At 70.6% G+C, this 17,459-nt stretch carries 12 protein-coding genes; 6 read left to right on the forward strand and 6 right to left on the reverse strand.

What is annotated here, in order from left to right; translation table 11 throughout:
- Positions 1-1,068: UxaA family hydrolase (locus H537_RS0100005; RefSeq protein ID WP_028996259.1), on the forward strand; the 1,068-nt coding region annotated here is incomplete at its 5' end.
- Positions 1,069-1,078: 10 nt separating this feature from the next.
- Here H537_RS0100005 and H537_RS48675 read toward each other — a convergent pair.
- Positions 1,079-5,347 (reverse strand): EAL domain-containing protein, encoded by a 4,269-nt coding sequence (locus H537_RS48675; RefSeq protein WP_051241399.1) that lies wholly within the window; start codon positions 5,345-5,347, stop codon positions 1,079-1,081.
- Positions 5,348-5,654: 307 nt separating this feature from the next.
- Between H537_RS48675 and H537_RS0100015 the strand changes: the two genes are divergently transcribed.
- Entirely contained in the window at positions 5,655-6,008 is a 354-nt protein-coding gene (locus H537_RS0100015) for a nucleotide pyrophosphohydrolase (RefSeq protein WP_028996260.1), read from the forward strand.
- 10 nt (positions 6,009-6,018) lie between these two features.
- On the opposite strand, the gene H537_RS0100020 is transcribed toward H537_RS0100015, so the two are convergent.
- Positions 6,019-6,525, reverse strand: coding sequence for an Lrp/AsnC family transcriptional regulator (locus tag H537_RS0100020; protein WP_028996261.1), 507 nt, complete (start codon positions 6,523-6,525; stop codon positions 6,019-6,021).
- 128 nt (positions 6,526-6,653) lie between these two features.
- Here H537_RS0100020 and H537_RS0100025 point away from each other — a divergent pair, with 128 nt between their 5' ends.
- Both H537_RS0100025 and H537_RS0100030 read left to right on the forward strand, forming a co-directional pair.
- Complete coding sequence (locus H537_RS0100025) at positions 6,654-10,241, forward strand: indolepyruvate ferredoxin oxidoreductase family protein (RefSeq protein WP_028996262.1); 3,588 nt, start codon at positions 6,654-6,656, stop codon at positions 10,239-10,241.
- A 70-nt stretch (positions 10,242-10,311) separates the two neighbouring features.
- A complete protein-coding gene (locus H537_RS0100030; protein WP_028996263.1) occupies positions 10,312-11,319 on the forward strand; it encodes a zinc-dependent alcohol dehydrogenase family protein in 1,008 nt (335 codons plus the stop codon).
- Here H537_RS0100030 and H537_RS40190 read toward each other — a convergent pair whose 3' ends face one another.
- The 3 genes from H537_RS40190 to H537_RS0100045 all read right to left on the reverse strand — a co-directional run bounded on the left by H537_RS40190 (position 11,320) and on the right by H537_RS0100045 (position 14,523).
- Positions 11,320-11,784 (reverse strand): BLUF domain-containing protein, encoded by a 465-nt coding sequence (locus H537_RS40190; RefSeq protein WP_051241401.1) that lies wholly within the window; start codon positions 11,782-11,784, stop codon positions 11,320-11,322.
- Between the two features lie 154 nt (positions 11,785-11,938).
- A complete protein-coding gene (locus H537_RS0100040; RefSeq protein WP_028996264.1) occupies positions 11,939-13,069 on the reverse strand; it encodes a 3-deoxy-7-phosphoheptulonate synthase in 1,131 nt (376 codons plus the stop codon).
- Positions 13,070-13,092: 23 nt separating this feature from the next.
- Complete coding sequence (locus H537_RS0100045; RefSeq protein ID WP_043457936.1) at positions 13,093-14,523, reverse strand: FAD-binding oxidoreductase; 1,431 nt, start codon at positions 14,521-14,523, stop codon at positions 13,093-13,095.
- Positions 14,524-14,753: 230 nt separating this feature from the next.
- On the opposite strand from H537_RS0100045, the gene H537_RS0100050 reads away from it, so the two are divergent.
- Both H537_RS0100050 and H537_RS0100055 read left to right on the forward strand, forming a co-directional pair.
- Positions 14,754-15,791, forward strand: coding sequence for an NAD(P)H-dependent flavin oxidoreductase (locus H537_RS0100050; RefSeq protein WP_028996266.1), 1,038 nt, complete (start codon positions 14,754-14,756; stop codon positions 15,789-15,791).
- A gap of 300 nt (positions 15,792-16,091) precedes the next feature.
- Positions 16,092-16,760 carry a hypothetical protein gene (locus H537_RS0100055; RefSeq protein ID WP_156901231.1) on the forward strand — a complete coding sequence of 223 codons (669 nt, stop codon included), beginning with the start codon at positions 16,092-16,094 and terminating at the stop codon, positions 16,758-16,760.
- 9 nt (positions 16,761-16,769) lie between these two features.
- Here the strand turns inward: H537_RS0100055 and H537_RS0100060 are convergent, their stop codons facing one another.
- Positions 16,770-17,336 (reverse strand): DNA-3-methyladenine glycosylase, encoded by a 567-nt coding sequence (locus H537_RS0100060; RefSeq protein ID WP_028996268.1) that lies wholly within the window; start codon positions 17,334-17,336, stop codon positions 16,770-16,772.
- Between the last annotated feature and the right edge of the window lie 123 nt (positions 17,337-17,459).

Below are 17,459 nucleotides of genomic sequence, written 5' to 3' on the forward strand. Positions count from 1 at the left end.
GGCTGCGGCGTGGCCATCGACGCGCCCGACGCGGTGATTCCCATCCGCACCCTGCGCCACATCTCGCTGAACCCGAACTTCGGCGGCGAGGTGATGGTGGTGAGCCTGGGCTGCGAGAAGCTGCAGCCCGAGCGGCTGCTGCCCCCGGGCGTGATCCCGTTGGTGGACGAGCGCAACGTGGCCGACATCGGCAACAACACCGGGCCCGGGCTGGACGTGGTGACGCTGCAGGAGCAGGACGGCTTCGGGCCGATGATCGTCACCATCATGGCGCGCGCCGAAGTGCACCTGGAGCGGCTCAACGCCCGCCACCGCGAGACGGTGCCGGCCTCGGAGCTGGTCGTGGGCGTGCAGTGCGGCGGCTCCGACGCCTTCAGCGGCGTCACCGCCAACCCGGCCGTGGGCTTCTGCGCCGACCTGCTGGTGCGCGCCGGCGCCACCGTGATGTTCTCCGAGACCACCGAGGTGCGCGACGGCGTGGCGCAGCTCACCGCGCGCGCGGCCACGCCCGAGGTGGCGCAGGCCGTGGTGCGCGAGATGGCCTGGTACGACGAGTACCTCAAGCGCGGCAGCGTGGACCGCAGTGCCAACACCACGCCGGGCAACAAGAAGGGCGGCCTCTCCAACATCGTCGAGAAGGCGATGGGCTCGATCGTCAAGTCGGGCTCGGCACCCATCAGCGGCGTGCTCTCGCCGGGCGACAAGCTCAACGGCAAGAAGGGGCTGATCTACGCCGCCACGCCGGCGTCGGACTTCATCTGCGGCACGCTGCAGCTCGCGGCGGGCATGAACCTGCACGTCTTCACCACCGGGCGCGGCACGCCCTACGGGCTGGCGCAGGTGCCGGTGATCAAGGTCGCCACGCGCAGCGACCTGGCGCGGCGCTGGCACGACCTGATGGACCTCAACGCCGGGCGCATCGCCGACGGCGAGGCCAGCATCGAGGACATGGGCTGGGAGCTGTTCCGCCTGATGCTGGACGTGGCCAGCGGGCGCAGGAAGACCTGGGCCGAGCAGCACCGGCTGCACAACGCGCTGGTGCTGTTCAACCCGGCGCCGGTGACCTGAGCCACGGCGCTCAGTTCGGAGCCGGGAGCGCCGCGGCGGCGTCTCCCTCCTCAGCCGGCACCGTCTCCAGCAGGGCCAGCAGCAGCAGCTCCAGGCGCTCGTGCAGCGCCTCCACCTCGCGGGCCCGGGCCTGGCTCTGCGCCGGGTCGTCCGCGGCGCGCAGCCGCTCGCATTCCAGCGCGGCGTCGTGCAATTGCCGGTGCAAGGTCAGCAGCTCGCCACGTGCCTGGCGTAGCGCGTCGTCGGCCGCGGGGCTGCGCATCCAGTGGGAGAACTGGCAGGCGCTGGCGTCCAGCACCGGCCCGGTGCCGTCCTCGCCCGCGCAGTGGGCGCGCCAGCCGCGCATCCAGGCCCGGTGCTCGACCAGGGCGTACAGCGCGGGCTTGAGGCCCAGCGGCAAGGGCGCCGTGCAGGCCCAGCTCGGGTCCGGTCGCCAGGACTGCAGCCACGCCGCGAAGTCGGGGCCCGGCATCGGCCGGGCGATGGCGTAGCCCTGCCCGACTTCGCAGCCCAGCTGCAGCAGCATCCGGCCGTGCGCCACCGACTCCACGCCTTCGGCCACCAGGTCGCGCAGGAAGGAGTTGGCCAGGCCGATCACGCCTTCCAGGATGGTCAGGTCGCCGGTGTCGTACAGCATGTTCTGCACGAAGCTGCGGTCGATCTTGAGCACCCGCGCGGGCAGGCGCTTGAGGTGCGTGAGCGTGGAGTAGCCGGTGCCGAAGTCGTCCAGCGCCACGTGCACGCCGATGCGCTGGCAGTGCTGGATCACGGACGAGGCCTGCCCGATGTCGTCCAGCGCGCTGCTCTCCAGCACTTCCAGCTCCAGGCAGCGCGGCGGCAGGTCCGGATGCGCCTGCAGTGCCTGCTGCAGGCGGGCCGCGAAGTCCGGCTGCTGCAGGTGGTAGCCCGTCACGTTGACGCTGACCGGCAGGTGCAGCCCCTGTGCGCGCCAGCTGCGCGCCTGCTCCAGCGCGGTCCGGATGACCCACCAGCCAACGTCGATCTCCAGCGGGTGCTGCTCGATCAACGGCAGGAAGCTCATGGGCGGCACCAGGCCGCGCTGCGGATGGCGCCAGCGCAGCAGCGCTTCCACGCCCAGCACCTGGCCCTTGCGCATGTGGACCTTGGGCTGGTAGTGCAGCTCCAGCTCGCCCTGCTGCAGCGCCTGGCGGATGCGCTCGATCTGCTCGTAGCGCCCCTGCAGGCTGGCGTGCTGGTGCACGTCGAAGACGTGGTGGCGGTTCTTGCCCGCGAGCTTGGCCTGGTACATCGCCTGGTCGGCCTGGCGCAGCAGCTGGTCGGCGTCGATCTTGGTCGGCTGCGGGAAGAAGGTCACGCCGATGCTGCCGGAGACGTGCAGCTCGGCCCCGGCGAGCCCCACCGGCTCGGCGATGCGGCGCAGCAGCCGCTGCACCACGGGCAGCACGGCGGGCTGGTCCGGCAGGTCGGTGAGCACCGCCACGAACTCGTCGCCGCCCAGGCGCGCGATGGTGTCGCTGCCGCGCAGGCACTCCTTCATGCGCTCGGCCACGGCCAGCAGCACATGGTCCCCGGCCTCGTGCCCGTGCAGGTCGTTGATGGCCTTGAAGCCGTCCAGGTCCACGTAGGCCAGCGCCAGCGAGCGCTGGCTGCGCACGGCAGCGGCCATGGCCTGGCCCAGGCGGTCGGCCAGCAGCACGCGGTTGGGCAGGCCCGTCAGGGCGTCGAAGTGGGCGAACTGGCGCAGCAGCCGCTCGTTTTCCTTGGCCACCGTGATGTCGGAGAACAGCATCACGTAGTGCGACACCGCCTGCTGGCCGTCGCGCACGGCCGAGATGGTCATCATCTGGGCCTGGTCCCGGCCGGACTTGTGCCGGTTCCAGACCTCGCCTTCCCAGAAGCCCCGCAGCCGCAGGTCGCTGCCCATCGCCTGGAAGAAGGCCGGCTCGTGCCGCTCGGCCTTGAAGCTCATCGGCTCCCGGCCCAGCACCTCCTCGCGCGCATAGCCGGTGATGCGGGTGAAGGCCTCGTTGACGTCGACGATGCGGTAGCGCGCGTCGGTGATGACGATGCCCTCGCGGGCGGTGGCGAACACGCTGGCGGCCAGGGCCAGGCGGCCTTCCGCTTCCTTGCGCGCCGTGATGTCGGAGATGGAGCCGGCCATGCGCAGCGGCGTGCCGTCGCCCGCGCGCTCGACCACCTGCCCGCGGTCCAGCACCCAGACCACCTGCCCGTCGGCACGCAGCATGCGGTGCTCCGAGCGCAGCGGGCCGCGCCCCTCCAGCGTGTCCTGCACGCGCGCCATCACGGCCGCGCGGTCCGCAGGATGCAGCAGCCCCACGAAGAGGCTCACCGGGTGCGACTGCGGCACCTGGCGCAGGCCCAGGATCGCGCCCCAGCGGTCGTTGTGATCGACCCGGTCCTCGGCGATGTACCAGTCGTAGATGCCGTCGTCCGTAGCCTCCAGCACGTAGGCCATGCGCTGCTCGCTGGCCTGCAGCCGCATCTGCGTGCGCTTGAGCTCGGTGATGTCGGTGGCGATCACGAGCACGCAGGGCTGCCCGTCCGGCCCCGTGAAGGGCGACTTGACGGACTGGTAGTGGCGGACCTCACCGGTGGCGGCGTCGGTGGACTGCTCGAACACCGTCTGCGTGGTGCCCGAGCGCAGCACCTCCTCGTTGGTGCGGGCATAAGCGGCCACCTGCTCCGCGTTGGGATTGAAATCCGCGTCGTTGCGGCCGAGCAGGTCCTGCGGCGTGGTGCCGTACAGCCGCGCCAGTGCCGTGTTGGCCAGCAGGAAGCGGCCCTGCACGTCCTTCAGCAGGATCAGCACCGGCGCGTCGTCGATGACCTTGCGCAGCAGCGCGCGGCTGTCCTCCAGGCGCTTGCCCAGGGCGCGCAGGCTTTCGCGGTCGCGCTCGATGGCCTGGTCCAGCTCCTTGCGGTCCGTGATGTCCTGCAGCGTGCCCACGCAGCGCAGCCGCGTCCCGTCAAGGCCCAGGTGCGTGGTCCAGGCCTCGTGCACGTGCTTCACGTGCCCGTCCCCGAAGCGCAGCCGGTATTCGATTTCCTGGTCACGGTCCATGCCGGCGCGCCGGTTTTCCAGGGACCGGGACACCCGCTCCAGGTCGTCCGGATGCACGCGCGCCCGCAACTGATCCAAGAGGTCGCGGGACGGCCGGAGCGGGATTTCGAGAATCCGGTACATCTGGTCCGACCAGCGCAGCTCCCCGGCCTCGTGGTCGTATTCCCAGCTGCCCATTTGCGCGATGCCCTGGGCTTCGCTCAGGCGCTGCTCGCTGGTCCGGAGCTGCTGCAGCGCCCGGCCGGCGCGAAGCTGGGCGCGGCCCAGGCCCAGGATCGCCGCTCCCAGCGCCCCCGCCGCCAGCAGCGCCAGCGTGAAGCTGAGCAGGGCCTGCTCGCGCCAGGCGCCGAGGTACTCCGCCTCGTCCAGGTCCACCTGCACGTGGAAAGGATGCCGCTCCAGCTGCTTGAAGGTGCCGATGTGCCTCACGCCGCCCCCGTCCGCCGCGTAGGCCACGCTGCCCAGGCGCTCGCCGGCCTCGATGCGCTGGCGGACGGGATGCTCCGGCGGCAGGGGCTGGCTGGAAGGGCTCTCGTCGTGGCGCGGCACGCGCAGGACCAGTTCGCCGTCGCGGGAGCTGCGCAGCAGGATCTGTCCGCCCTGGCCCATGTCGATGTCGCCAAACACCTTGGCCAGGCCATCCAGGCTCAGCAAGGCCGAGATCAGCCCCAGGAAGCGGCCGTCCGGGCCGCGCAGGGCGCGCACCTGCACGATGCCCCACTTCCCCGTGGATTTCAGGTAATGCAGGCCGGAGAAATCGGACTGCATATCCGCGTGCTCACGCAGCCGCAGGAAAACCGGACTCCCGGAGATATTGATCGCCGGATCCTTGCCGGTCGAATACAGCATCAGGCCATTCTCATCGAACACGTGCAAATGGGTGACCGCTGAAAACGCATCCAGCAGCGCATCCAGATTCCGCATCCATGATTTTCCTCCGGCCTCGAGATTCGAGCCCTTCAATGCCGTGTAGGGTATGTCCTGCGCCGCATGGGCCAGCAGCCCGTCCACCAGCTTGAATTCCGCCGTCACCCGGGACTCGACGATTTCCACCAGGTTCCTCGTCTCCAGCTCGGCCGTCTCGACGGCATGCTGGCGGCTTTGCCACAGGAAGTGGCCGATCAGCGCCAGCATGCACAGCGCCGCGCCCACCGACAGCAGGCCCAGGTTACGGACCCGGGCGAGGCTGATGGAAGCACAGGGTGAATTGAACATACGCAGCAACCTGCCATTCCGCGGCTAACAAGCATGGCCATCCGCGATCAAAAACTTGTTCCCGGCAGCAGAAATTTATGAGCCCAATAGAACAATATTTGAACGCAAGACCAGAAAAAGCCGCGGCCTGCCGCGCAAGGCATCGGCAACAATACGATTTTTAACAAGCTTAGGCCGACGGATATTGAAATGCCTGCGTCACTCGCTGCGCTGGCCGGAAAACCGTGACGCTGTGCGCAATGTCGCCCGGCGCCGTGGCGGTGTTGTCCAATCCGGCCGTGTTCCCTTGGCAGCAAAGAGGCCCGACTTGACCGAAAAACTGCTGGACGTGAGCGCGCTGGAAGCCGCGCTGCAGCGCTTCGCCGACGCGCGCGACTGGAACGGCTTTCACACGCCGCGCAACCTGGTGCTGGCGCTCACCGGCGAGGTGGGCGAGCTGGCCGAGCTGTTCCAGTGGCTCACGGACGAACAGGCCGCGCGCATCGCGCACGAGCCCGCCACGGCCCGCGCAGTGCGCGACGAGCTCGCCGACGTGCTGATGTACCTGGTGCGGCTGAGCACCGTGCTGGGCGTGGACCTGGACGCGGCGGTGCGGGAGAAGCTCGTCGCCAACGGGGTGAAATACCCGGCGCCGGACGCGGACCGCGGCGGCTCGGCCTGAAGCGTCGGGCTCAGCCTTTCTTCGGCTTGCCGACGGCCGCCCCCCTCGCCGGCAGCTCGATCGGCAGCCGCGTCTCCGACTTCACCTCCTTCATCACCACGCTGGAGCGCACGTGCGTGACGCCGGGCAGGCGGAAGGCGGTCTCGTGCAGGAAGTGCTCGTAGGCCTGGATGTCGGGCACCAGCACCTTGATGACGTAGTCCGCCTGCCCCGTGGTGGACCAGCAGGCCACGATCTGCGGGCTCTGCGCCACCGCGGCCTCGAAGCGCTGCACCTCGCCCTCCTGGTGCCGCCCCAGGTTGATCTCCGCCAGCACGCACAGCTGCAGGTTCACCTTGGCGCGGTCCACCAGCGCCGTGTAGCCGCGGATCACGCCCGCGGCCTCCAGCTCCTTGACGCGCCGCCAGCACGGCGTGCTGGACAGGCCCACCGCGGCCGCGAGCTGCTGCACCGTCTGGCGCGCGTCGCGCTGCAGCTCGTTGAGCAGCAGCACGTCCTGGCGATCGAGCAAATCCATTCCGCTTTTCTCCCGAACATGGAAAGGAATTTCCATTTCAGCCTGGATCCCGCGGAAAACAAGTAACCCTTTCCCGGAGCCGCGGCCTACGCTTGTCCGACATCAGGGAGCAGCCCGGGGAGCGCGCGATGACGACGCAGCAGCAGACAAGCCAGCCTTCCTCCTTTCCCGCCTTGCAGGACTACCGCCTCGACGACGCGCTGTGGGCCGGCGGCGGGCGCGTCTTCCTCAACGGCACGCAGGCCCTGGTGCGGCTGCTGCTGATGCAGCGCCGCCGCGACGCCGCCGCGGGACTGGACACGCGCGGCTTCGTCAGCGGCTACCGCGGCTCGCCGCTGGGCCTGGTGGACCAGACGCTGTGGCAGGCCGGCGAGCGGCTGCAGGCCGAGGGCGTGCGCTTCCTGCCGGCCATCAACGAGGAACTGGGCGCCACGGCCGTGCTGGGCACGCAGCGCGTGGAGTCCGACCCCGAGCGCACCGCGCAGGGCGTGTTCGCGCTCTGGTACGGCAAGGGCCCGGGCGTGGACCGCGCCGCCGACGCGCTCAAGCACGGCAACGCCTACGGCAGCTCGCCCCACGGCGGGGTGCTGATGGTCGCGGGCGACGACCACGGCTGCGTCAGCTCCTCCATGCCGCACCAGAGCGACCAGCTCTTCCAGAGCCTGCACGCGCCGGTGCTCTCCCCGTCCAGCGTGGCCGAGATCCTGGAATTCGGCCTCTATGGCTGGGCGCTGTCGCGCTTCTCGGGCTGCTGGGTCGGCCTGACCGCGCTGTCGGAGGTGGTGGAAAGTGGCGCCACGGTGGACCTGGACCTGGTGCAGGCCCGCGCCGCGGCCTGGGTCGATGCCGAGCTGGTGCGCACCTTGAGCGGCTTCACGCCCCCGGCCGACGGCCTGCACTACCGCTGGCCCGACTTCCCCTCGCTCAAGATCGAGGAGCGGCTGCACCTGAAGCTCGACGCGGTGCGCGCCTTCGCCCGCGTCAACAGCATCGACCGCCGTGTGGTGGAGGCGCGCGAGGCGCGCGTGGGCGTGCTCACCGCGGGCAAGGCGCACCACGACTTCATGGAGGTGCTGCGCCGGCTGGACGTCTCCACCGAGACGCTGGCCGCGCACGGCATCCGCGTGCAGAAGCTGGGGCTGACGTACCCGATCGAGCCGCGCCGCGCGCTGGACTTCTGCGAGGGCCTGTCCGAGGTGCTGGTGATCGAGGAGAAGGGCCCGGTGGTGGAGACACAGCTGCGCGAGCTGCTGTTCAACCGCGCACGGCGCCCCGCCGTGGTCGGCAAGCGCGACGCGCAGGACCAGCCGCTGGTGTCGGCTCTGGGCGAATTGCGTCCGTCCCGTTTGATCGAGCTGGTCGCCAACTGGCTGGTGAAACACTGTCCCGACCTGGACCGCCGCGCGCTGGTGCGCGATTTCACGCTGCCCGAGCTGCTGCACAACGAGGCGGACAGCGTGAAGCGCATGCCCTGGTTCTGCGCCGGCTGCCCGCACAACACCAGCACGCGCGTGCCCGAAGGGTCGAAGGCGCACGCCGGGATCGGCTGCCACTTCATGGCCAACTGGATGCAACGCGACACCGAGGGGCTGATCCAGATGGGCGGCGAAGGCGTGGACTGGGTCTCGCACTCGCTCTTCACCCGCGTGCCGCACCTGTTCCAGAACCTGGGCGACGGCACCTACGCGCATTCGGGGCTGCTGGCCATCCGGCAGGCCGTGGCCGCGGGCACGACCATGACCTACAAGGTCCTGTTCAACGACGCCGTGGCCATGACCGGCGGCCAGCCGGTGGACGCGCCCATCAGCGTGGACGGCCTGGCGCGCCAGGTGGAGGCCGAGGGCGTGCGGCAGATCGCCGTGGTCTCCGACGACATCGGCAAGTACGCGCGGCAGCACGATCGCTTCCCCGCAGGCACCACCTTCCACGACCGTGCCGAACTCGACGCCGTGCAGCGCCGGCTGCGCGAGGTGGCGGGCGTGACGGTGCTGATCTACGAGCAGACCTGCGCCGCCGAGAAGCGCCGCCGCCGCAAGCGCGGCACCCTGGCCGACCCGGCGCGCCGCCTGTTCATCAACGAGGAGGTGTGCGAGGGCTGCGGCGACTGCAGCGTGCAGAGCAACTGCGTGGCGGTGCAGCCGCACGAGACGGCGCTGGGCCGCAAGCGCCGCATCGACCAGGCCGCCTGCAACAAGGATTACTCCTGCGCCAACGGCTTCTGTCCCAGCTTCGTCAGCGTGCTGGGCGCCAAGCCGCGGCGGAAAGTAGGCTCGCTGACCGACCTCGGAGCCTTCGTGCGCAAGGTGGACGATTTGCCGCGCCCGGCGCCGCACGGATGGGACGGCCCTTATGACCTGCTCATCACCGGCGTGGGCGGCACGGGCGTGGTGACGGTGGGGGCGCTGGTGGCGATGGCGGCGCACCTGGAGGGCAAGTCGGCCTCGGTGCTCGACTTCATGGGCTTCGCCCAGAAAGGCGGCTCGGTGCTGAGCCACGTGCGGCTGGCGGACCGGGCCGAGCGGCTGAACCAGGTGCGCATCGACAGCCAGCAGGCCGATGCGCTGCTGGCCTGCGAGCTGGTGGTGGGCGCCAGCCCCGACGCGTTGCAGACCGTGCGGCGCGGGCGCACGCGCGTCCTGGCCAACGTGCACGAGGTGCCGGTGGACGAGTACCTGCGCAACCCCGACGCTTCGCTGCGCGTGCCGCAGCTGCTGCAGAAGTTCCACTTCGCCGCCGGCGAGGAGTTGACGGAGACGCTGGATGCACAGGCGCTGTGCGAGACCTTCATGGGCGACACGGTGGCGGCCAACATCCTGGTGCTGGGCTACGCCTGGCAGCGCGGCCTGGTGCCGGTGAGCCTGGAGGCGCTGCGGCGCGCCATCGAGCTCAACGGCGTGGCGGTGCAGGCCAACGAGCTGGCCTTCTCGCTGGGCCGGCTGGCCGCGGGCGATCCACGCGCGCTGCTGGCGCTGGGCAACGCGGCGGTGGAGACGCCGCCGGCCGAGGAGCCGCTGGAGGCGCTGCGCGCGCGCGGCATCGAGCTGCTGACGGCTTGGCAGAACGCGGCCTGGGCCCGGCGCTACGCGTCGCTGGTGGACGAGGCCGCGGCGCGCGAGCGCGCCCTCGGCGCCGACGCCTCTCTGCCCTTCAGCCGCGCCGTGGCGCGCAGCCTGCTGAAGCTGATGGCCTACAAGGACGAGTACGAAGTCGCGCGGCTGTTTGCCGACGGCAGCTTCGAGCGCCGGCTGCGCCAGCAGTTCGAGGGCGACTTCAAGTTGCAATTCCACATGGCGCCGCCGCTGCTGGCGCGCGAGCGAGACGGCCGGCCGCCGTGCAAGTGGACGCTGGGCCCGTGGCTGCTGCCGCTGCTGCGGGTGCTGGCGCACGGCAAGGTGCTGCGCGGCACGGTGCTGGACCCCTTCGGCGCGACGGCCGAGCGGCGCCTGGAGCGCGAGCTGATCGCGTCATACGAGCAGCGCGTGCGCGAGCTGCTGCCGCTGCTGAGCGCGGAGAAGCTGCCGCTGGCCGTCGAGATCGCCCGGGTGCCGCTGAGCATGCGCGGCTACGGCCATGTGAAGGCCGCCGCCGTGGCGCAGGCGCGGCTGCGCGAGGCAGAGCTGCTGTACCGCTTCGACCCGGCGCACCACCCGCGCCCGGCGGCCTCGCGCGCGGCGGGGCAGATCCGCGGCATCCGGGTGACGGCGGGGGCGCATTAGCCCTGCACGGCCGCCCCGCAGACCCTGCGCTAGCCTTGCCCCCCTCAACACTCGAACGAGGGAGAAAGACATGCAAGGCATCGTGTTGCGCGCCCCTGGCGGGCTGGAGCGCCTGGAATCCACCACCCTGCCCGACCCCGGCGCGCCCGGCCCCGGGCAGATCCGCGTGCGGCTGCACGCTAGCTCGCTCAACTACCACGACTACGCCGTGGCACTGGGCGCGATTCCCGCCGCGGACGGCCGCATTCCCATGGCCGACGGCGCCGGCGTGGTCGAGGCCGTGGGCGACGGCGTGGACGAGTTCGCCGTGGGCGACGCGGTGGTGTCGGGCTTCTTCCCGACCTGGCTCGAAGGCCCGGCGCGCGTGAGCGACTTCTCCACCGTGCCCGGCGACGGCGTCGACGGCTACGCGCGCGAGGCGGTGGTCGTGCCCGCCACCTGGTTCACCCGCGCCCCGCGCGGCTACAGCCACGCGGAGGCCGCCACGCTCACCACCGCCGGCCTCACGGCCTGGCGCGCGCTGGCGGTGGAAGGCCAGCTCAAGGCCGGCGACACGGTGCTGGTGCAGGGCAGCGGCGGCGTGTCGGTGTTCGCGCTGCAGCTGGCCAAGGCCATGGGCGCGCGCGTCATCGCCACCTCCTCCTCCGACGAGAAGCTGGAGCGGCTGCGCGCGCTGGGCGCCGACCACCTCATCAACTACCGCCAGCACGCCGACTGGGGCCGCCTGGCGCGCGAGTGGACCGGCGGCGTGGGCGTGGACCACGTGGTGGAAGTGGGCGGCCCGGCGACGCTGGCGCAGTCCATCGAGGCGGTGCGCGTGGGCGGCCACATCGCGCTCATCGGCGTGCTCACGGGTATGGTCGGCGAGGTGCCCACCTTCGCGCTGATGGCCAAGCAGGCGCGGCTGCAGGGCCTGATCGTCGGCAGCCGGCGCATGCAGCAGGAGTTCGTCGCCGCGCTGGAAGCCACCGGCATCCGCCCGGTGATCGACTCGACCTACGCGCTGCAGGAGCTGGCCGACGCCTTCCGCCACCAGGGCGCCGGGGCGCACTTCGGGAAGATCTGCGTGTCGATCTGATCAGGCCACGGCCAGCCCGTTGTTGCGGCTGTAGTGGCGCAGCAGCTCCAGCGCCACGCCGGGACGGGCGCGCAGGCGGGACTCGTCGAAGCCTTGCTGGAACAGCGGGGCGAGCTCGGCCGGCAGCCCGTCGTCCTGTGCCGGCGGGTCCGCCGCCGCCTCGTCGTCGAGGCAGCGGTAGGCCATGGCCCAGTCCGCGAAGGTGCGCTCCGCCACCGGTCCGTGCACAAGCACCGTGACGCGGCGGTGGCGGTCGTCGCGCCGCACGCGATCGAACAGCGCCTTCACGGCCTCTTCCTCGCCTTCGAGCAGCTGCATGAAGCCGCCGCGCGCGTACAGCAGCATCCCGGTGACGCCCAGCGCGCGGTTGCGCCGCACGGACGTGGCCAGCAGTGCCTGCAACTCGGCGCGCGTGGGCTCGTCACGGCTCACCATGCTGATGTAGACGACCTGGTACAGCGCCATGGACTGCCCTCCGTGATGTCGGCGGATCGGGTCATGTCCGTCCGGCTGCCGAGGCCGGGCAGAAAACAGCGCGTCTGTTTGTTACAGCAACAGGACGCGCATTCTTGGATGCCGCACCTTTCCGGTGCCTGACGTTTCAGCGGCGTGCGGTGCTTCAGCCCTGCGCCGCCGCGCGCCGCTGGGCCACGGCCTCGGCCAGGCGCCGCAGCACCCCGGCCGTCTGCGCCCAACCGATGCACGCGTCGGTGACGGACACGCCGCGCTGCAGCGCAACGCCCGGCTTCAGGTCCTGGCGGCCCTCCTCCAGGTGGCTCTCGATCATCAGCCCCGCGATGCGGCGCTCGCCCGCGGCGATGCGCGCGGCGATGTCGTCCGACACCTCGATCTGCCGCCGGTGCTGCTTGGCGGAGTTGGCGTGCGAGCAGTCCACCATCAGCGTCTCGCGCAGGCCGGCCTTGGCCAGGGCCGCGCAGGCGGCGTCGATGCTGGCGGCGTCGTAGTTGGGGCCGCGCGAGCCGCCGCGCAGGATGACGTGGCAGTCGTCGTTGCCGCGGGTCTCGAAGATGGCGGCCTGGCCCATCTTGGTCATGCCCATGAAGGCGTGCGGCGCGCGCGCGGCCTGCAGCGCGTCCACCGCCACCTGCACCCCGCCGTCGGTGCCGTTCTTGAAGCCCACCGGGCAGCTCAGGCCCGAGGCCAGCTGGCGGTGGCTCTGGCTCTCGGTGGTGCGCGCGCCGATGGCGCCCCAGCTCACCAGGTCGGCGATGTACTGCGGGCTCAGCAGGTCCAGGAACTCGGTGCCGCAGGGCAGTCCCAGCGCGGAAATCTCAAGCAGCAGTTCCCGGGCTTTGCGCAGCCCCTCGTTGATGCGGAAGCTGCCGTCCAGGCGCGGATCGTTGATGAAGCCCTTCCAGCCCACGGTGGTGCGCGGCTTCTCGAAGTACACGCGCATGACCAGCAGCAGCTCGCCCTTGAGCTCCTCGTCGAGCGCCTTGAGGCGGTGGGCGTACTCCATGGCCTGGCCGTGGTCGTGGATGGAGCACGGCCCCACGACGACCAGCAGCCGGTCGTCGCGCCCGCGCAGCACGTCGGCGGTGGCGCGGCGGGCGTTCTCCACCAGCGCCAGCACCGCGTCGGACACCGGCACCTCGTCCAGCAGCAGCGCCGGCGAGATGAGCGGACGCACCGCGCCGATGCGCACGTCGTCGATGCGCGTGAGGTCCTGCGTGGAGTCGGCGCTGCCGGCTTCGTGGTCGTGCTGGGGGTCGTCGATGCGTTGGGTCATGGCGCGGGCCTGGACTGCGGGGGTCAAAGGTCGAAGATTTTCCCCGGATTGAGGATGTTCTTCGGGTCCAGCGCCCGCTTGATGGTGCGCATCAGGTCCACCGCGCCGGCGCCGGCCTCCTCCACCAGGAAGCCCATCTTGTGCAGCCCCACGCCGTGCTCGCCGCTGCAGGTGCCGTCGAGCTGCAGCGCGCGGTGCACGAGCTTGTGGTTGAGGTCCTCGGCCAGCGCGCGCTCCTCGGCGCTGTTGGCGTCGATCAGGTAGCCGAAGTGGAAGTTGCCGTCGCCCACGTGGCCCACCAGGAAGTACGGCAGCCCGGAGGCGTCCACCTCCGCCACCGAGTCCAGCAGGCAGTCCGCCAGGCGCGAGATGGGCACGCAGGTGTCGGTGGACATCACGCGGCAGCCCGGGCGCGACTGGATCGCGGCGAAGTAGGCGTTGTGCCGCGCCGTCCACAGCCGCGTGCGCTCCTCCGGCGTGCTGGCCCACTCGAAGGCCTGGCCGCCGAACTCGGCCGCGATCTCCTGCACCGTCTCGGCCTGCTCCTTCACGCCCGCGGGCGAGCCGTGGAACTCCATCAGCAGCATGGGCTCCTCGCGCAGGCTGAGCTTGGAGTGCACGTTGACCATGCGCACCGTGTTGGCGTCGATCAGCTCCACGCGCGCGATGGGCACGCCGAGCTGGATGGTCTGGATCACCGTGCGCACCGCGGCCTCGATGCTCGGGAAGGAGCACACCGCCGCCGACACCGCCTCGGGCAGCGGGTACAGCTTGAGCGTGATCTCGGTGATCACGCCCAGCGTGCCCTCGCTGCCCACCATCAGCCGCGTCAGGTCGTAGCCGGCGCTGCTCTTGCGGGCGCGGGTGCCGGTGCGAACGATCCTGCCGTCGGCGGTCACGACTTCCAGCGCCAGCACGTTCTCGCGCATGGTCCCGTAGCGCACGGCGTTGGTGCCTGAGGCGCGCGTGGCGCACATGCCGCCGATGGAGGCGTCGGCGCCGGGGTCGATGGGGAAGAACAGGCCCGTGGAGCGCAGTTCGTCGTTGAGCCGCTTGCGCGTGATGCCGGGCTGCACCGTGACCGTGAGGTCGTCGGCGTCGATGGACAGCACCTGGTCCATGCGCGAGAGGTCCAGGCTGATGCCGCCCTGCACCGCCAGCAGGTGGCCCTCCAGCGAGGAGCCGGCGCCGTAGGGGATCAGCGGCACCTCGTACTGGCTGCACAAATCCACCACCTCGGCCACCTCGGCGCTGCTCTGCGCGAACACCACCGCCGCCGGCGGCGGCACGGTGAAGGTGGACTCGTCGCTGCCGTGCTGCTCGCGCACGGCCTGCGCGGTGGAGCAGCGTGCGCCGAAGCGCGCCTGCAGCGTCTCGATCAGCGCCTGCGGCACCGGGCGCTGGCGGACCACGGGCAGCGCCGCCGCGGCGCGCTCGGAAACGGTGTCTTGCATAGGGTGTCTCCGTGGAATCGGCCGGCGACTGGCGGCCGGCTCGCAAGGGGAAGCCAACGACTATAGGCCCGGGTCCGCGGCCCTTCCGGCGCCCAGGCAGCGGCCGGCCGGGGCCGTCCCACGTCGTGAACGCAGGCCTGGGCACGGACCGCCGACACGCCGGTGCACCGCCCAGCGGACCGGGCTCGCGCCGCGCCCTGAAAATCGGCGTCCACACCGAAGGAGACGCCATGCACCTCGCCCAATGGCTCGGAACCGAGCTCCCGCTGATCCAGGCCCCGATGGCCGGCAACCAGGACAGCGCGCTCGCCATCGCCGTCAGCAACGCCGGCGGCCTGGGCTCGCTGCCCTGCGCCATGCTCACGCCCGAGGCACTGCACGCCGAGCTGTCCGAAATCCAGGGCGCCACGCGCCGTCCCTACAACGTCAATTTCTTCGCCCATACGCCGCCCGAGCCCGATGCGGCGCGCGAGCAGCGCTGGCGCGAAACCCTGGCGCCCTATCACGCCGAATTCGGCATCGATCCGGCCGACATTCCCGCCGGCCCCGGCCGCGCCCCCTTCAGCGCCGAATTCGCCGACGTGCTGGCGGAATTCCGCCCGCCGGTGGTGAGCTTTCATTTCGGCCTGCCGGCGCCGGATTTGTTGGCCCGCGTGAAAAGCTGGGGCGCCAAGGTGCTGAGCTCCGCCACCACCGTCGAGGAAGCCGTGTGGCTGGAGGCGAATGGCGCCGATGCCGTCATCGCCCAGGGCCTGGAAGCCGGCGGCCACCGCGGCCACTTCCTGAGCGACGACCTCACCAAGCAGCTCGGCACCTTCGCACTGGTGCCGCAGGTGGTGAAGGCGGTGCGGGTGCCCGTCATCGCCGCCGGCGGCATCGCCGACGCCGCCGGCGTGCGCGCCGCGATGGCGCTGGGCGCGGCCGGCGTGCAGGTCGGCACGGCCTACCTGCTGGCCGAGGAAGCCACCACCAGCGCGGTGCTCCGCGCCGCGCTGCAGAGCGAAGCGGCCCGCCACACGGCGCTGACGAACCTTTTCACCGGTCGGCCGGCGCGCGGGATCGTCAACCGGCTGATGCGCGAGATCGGCCCGATCTCGGCCGCGGCGCCGGTCTTCCCGCTGGCGACGGCGGCCGTGGCACCGCTGCGGGCCCGGAACGAGGCACAGGGGTCCGGGGAGTTTTCGCCGCTGTGGGCGGGGCAGAACGCCAGCCAGTGCGCACGGAGCTCGGCGGCCGACATCACCAAGGCTCTTTTTCAACAGTCCTGAGCCGGCAAGCGTCACGGCGACCGTTCACCGTGATGTCCGCCGCCCTCGCCCGCTGTCGCGGGCGATGGGACGGGCGCACCGCTGCTTCGGGCAGCGAGCCCCCGTTTGAGCCAACTCTTGTTACCCGCCACGACATCCTGAAAAACGTTCGGGCTTCAATGCCCGTTGCCGTGGCCGAAGAACGTTCCAGCAAGCCGGACCACGCACAGCCGCGACGCACGAGGAAACTCGTGCAGTTCGAGAAATACTGCCGCTCCGGCCTCCCCCGTCAGGGGACGGGGGATTCCACGACATCGACTTATGCGCTCTACGTCCTGGCGCCTGCGCCTCGCTGTGTCCGGTTTTCTGTTTGCCGCTTCGGCAATTTGTCACGCCGCGCCGGCCGCCGTGACACCGAATACCGGCTGCCAGCCGCAGGTCAGCGTGCGCGCACTGCCGCTGACTTACATCGAGAATGATGCTGGCGACGTGCGCGCTGTCACGGCGTTGAATAGAAACTCCTCACTGCCGCTGACGCAGAACAGTTTCGGCCTGGGCTCCACCTACGCCGAAAGCCACGTCATCGTGAGCTGGAAAAAGGACGCCCAGGGCTGCCCGGCACTGGACCTGCAGGTGAGTTACCAGAAGACCGCCGTGCACATCGCCAGCGAATTGAAGGACAACGCCTGCGCCTTCGAGCACGTGCACGCGCACGAAATGAACCATTTGGCCATTTACCGGCGCTGGCTGGAAGAATCACCGCAGCGGATGGGCGAATTCTTCAAGCAGCGTTTCGAGTCCCTGACCGCCCTGGATTCCCTGAGCCGGAATCAAGAAACCATTCGCCTCGCGCTGGTGGAATTCGGCCAGGTGCGCGCGCAGCACGATACCTTCGATTCCGAGGCCGAATATGATCACAACCAGGCCGTCTGCGACCGCTTCATTCCGAAAATGCTGGACCGCCTGAAAGCCGAGGGCAAACTGCCCTGATTCAGTTTTTCAGTTGAATCCCCGGCTGAGGAATTTCGAGCCCTTCAGCCCGAAACGCCAGAGCTCGTGCGCGGCCTTGGTGATGCCGATGCGCGGCCCCACCAGCAACTCCACCGGCTCGGCCGGGCCGGGCAGCAGCTCAAAGGGCGGCGCATCCAGCGGCAGCCCGTCCAGCGCGCGCGTGATGCCCAGCGCCTGCGCCAGCCGCCCGGGCCCCGCGCACAGCAGCTCCAGCTTTTCCACGCCGCGGCGCTCGCGCATGCGCTCCAGCCCGTGCGTGGGCTCCAGCGCCCGGATCAGCACCCCGGCGCCATGCCCGGGCTCGCGGCACACGAAATTCATGCACCAGTGCATGCCGTAGGAGCGGTAGACGTAGGCATGCGCCGGCGGGCCGAACATGGAGGCGTTGCGCGGCGTCTTGCCCGCATACGTGTGCGAGGCCGGATCGGCCTGGTCGTAGGCCTCGGTCTCGGCAATGCGGCCCCCCACGCCGTCGATCAGCAGCGTCACGCCGATGAGCTGGCGCGCCACCAGCAGCGAGTCGGCCGAGAAATCGATGTCCACAAGCAAGGTCATGCGCTGATTCTGGCAAGGGCCTTGCCACGCCCGGCCCGCCGCGCCGCCGGCGCCCCTGGTGCTGTTACGGATGGAGAAAGCTCCCGACGGCGACAGATCAAAACCGGTTGCTTTCGCCCATGG

Origin of the sequence: Azohydromonas australica DSM 1124 (genome assembly GCF_000430725.1) — a bacterium.
In the GTDB taxonomy this organism is placed as follows: Bacteria; Pseudomonadota; Gammaproteobacteria; order Burkholderiales; family Burkholderiaceae_C; genus Azohydromonas; species Azohydromonas australica.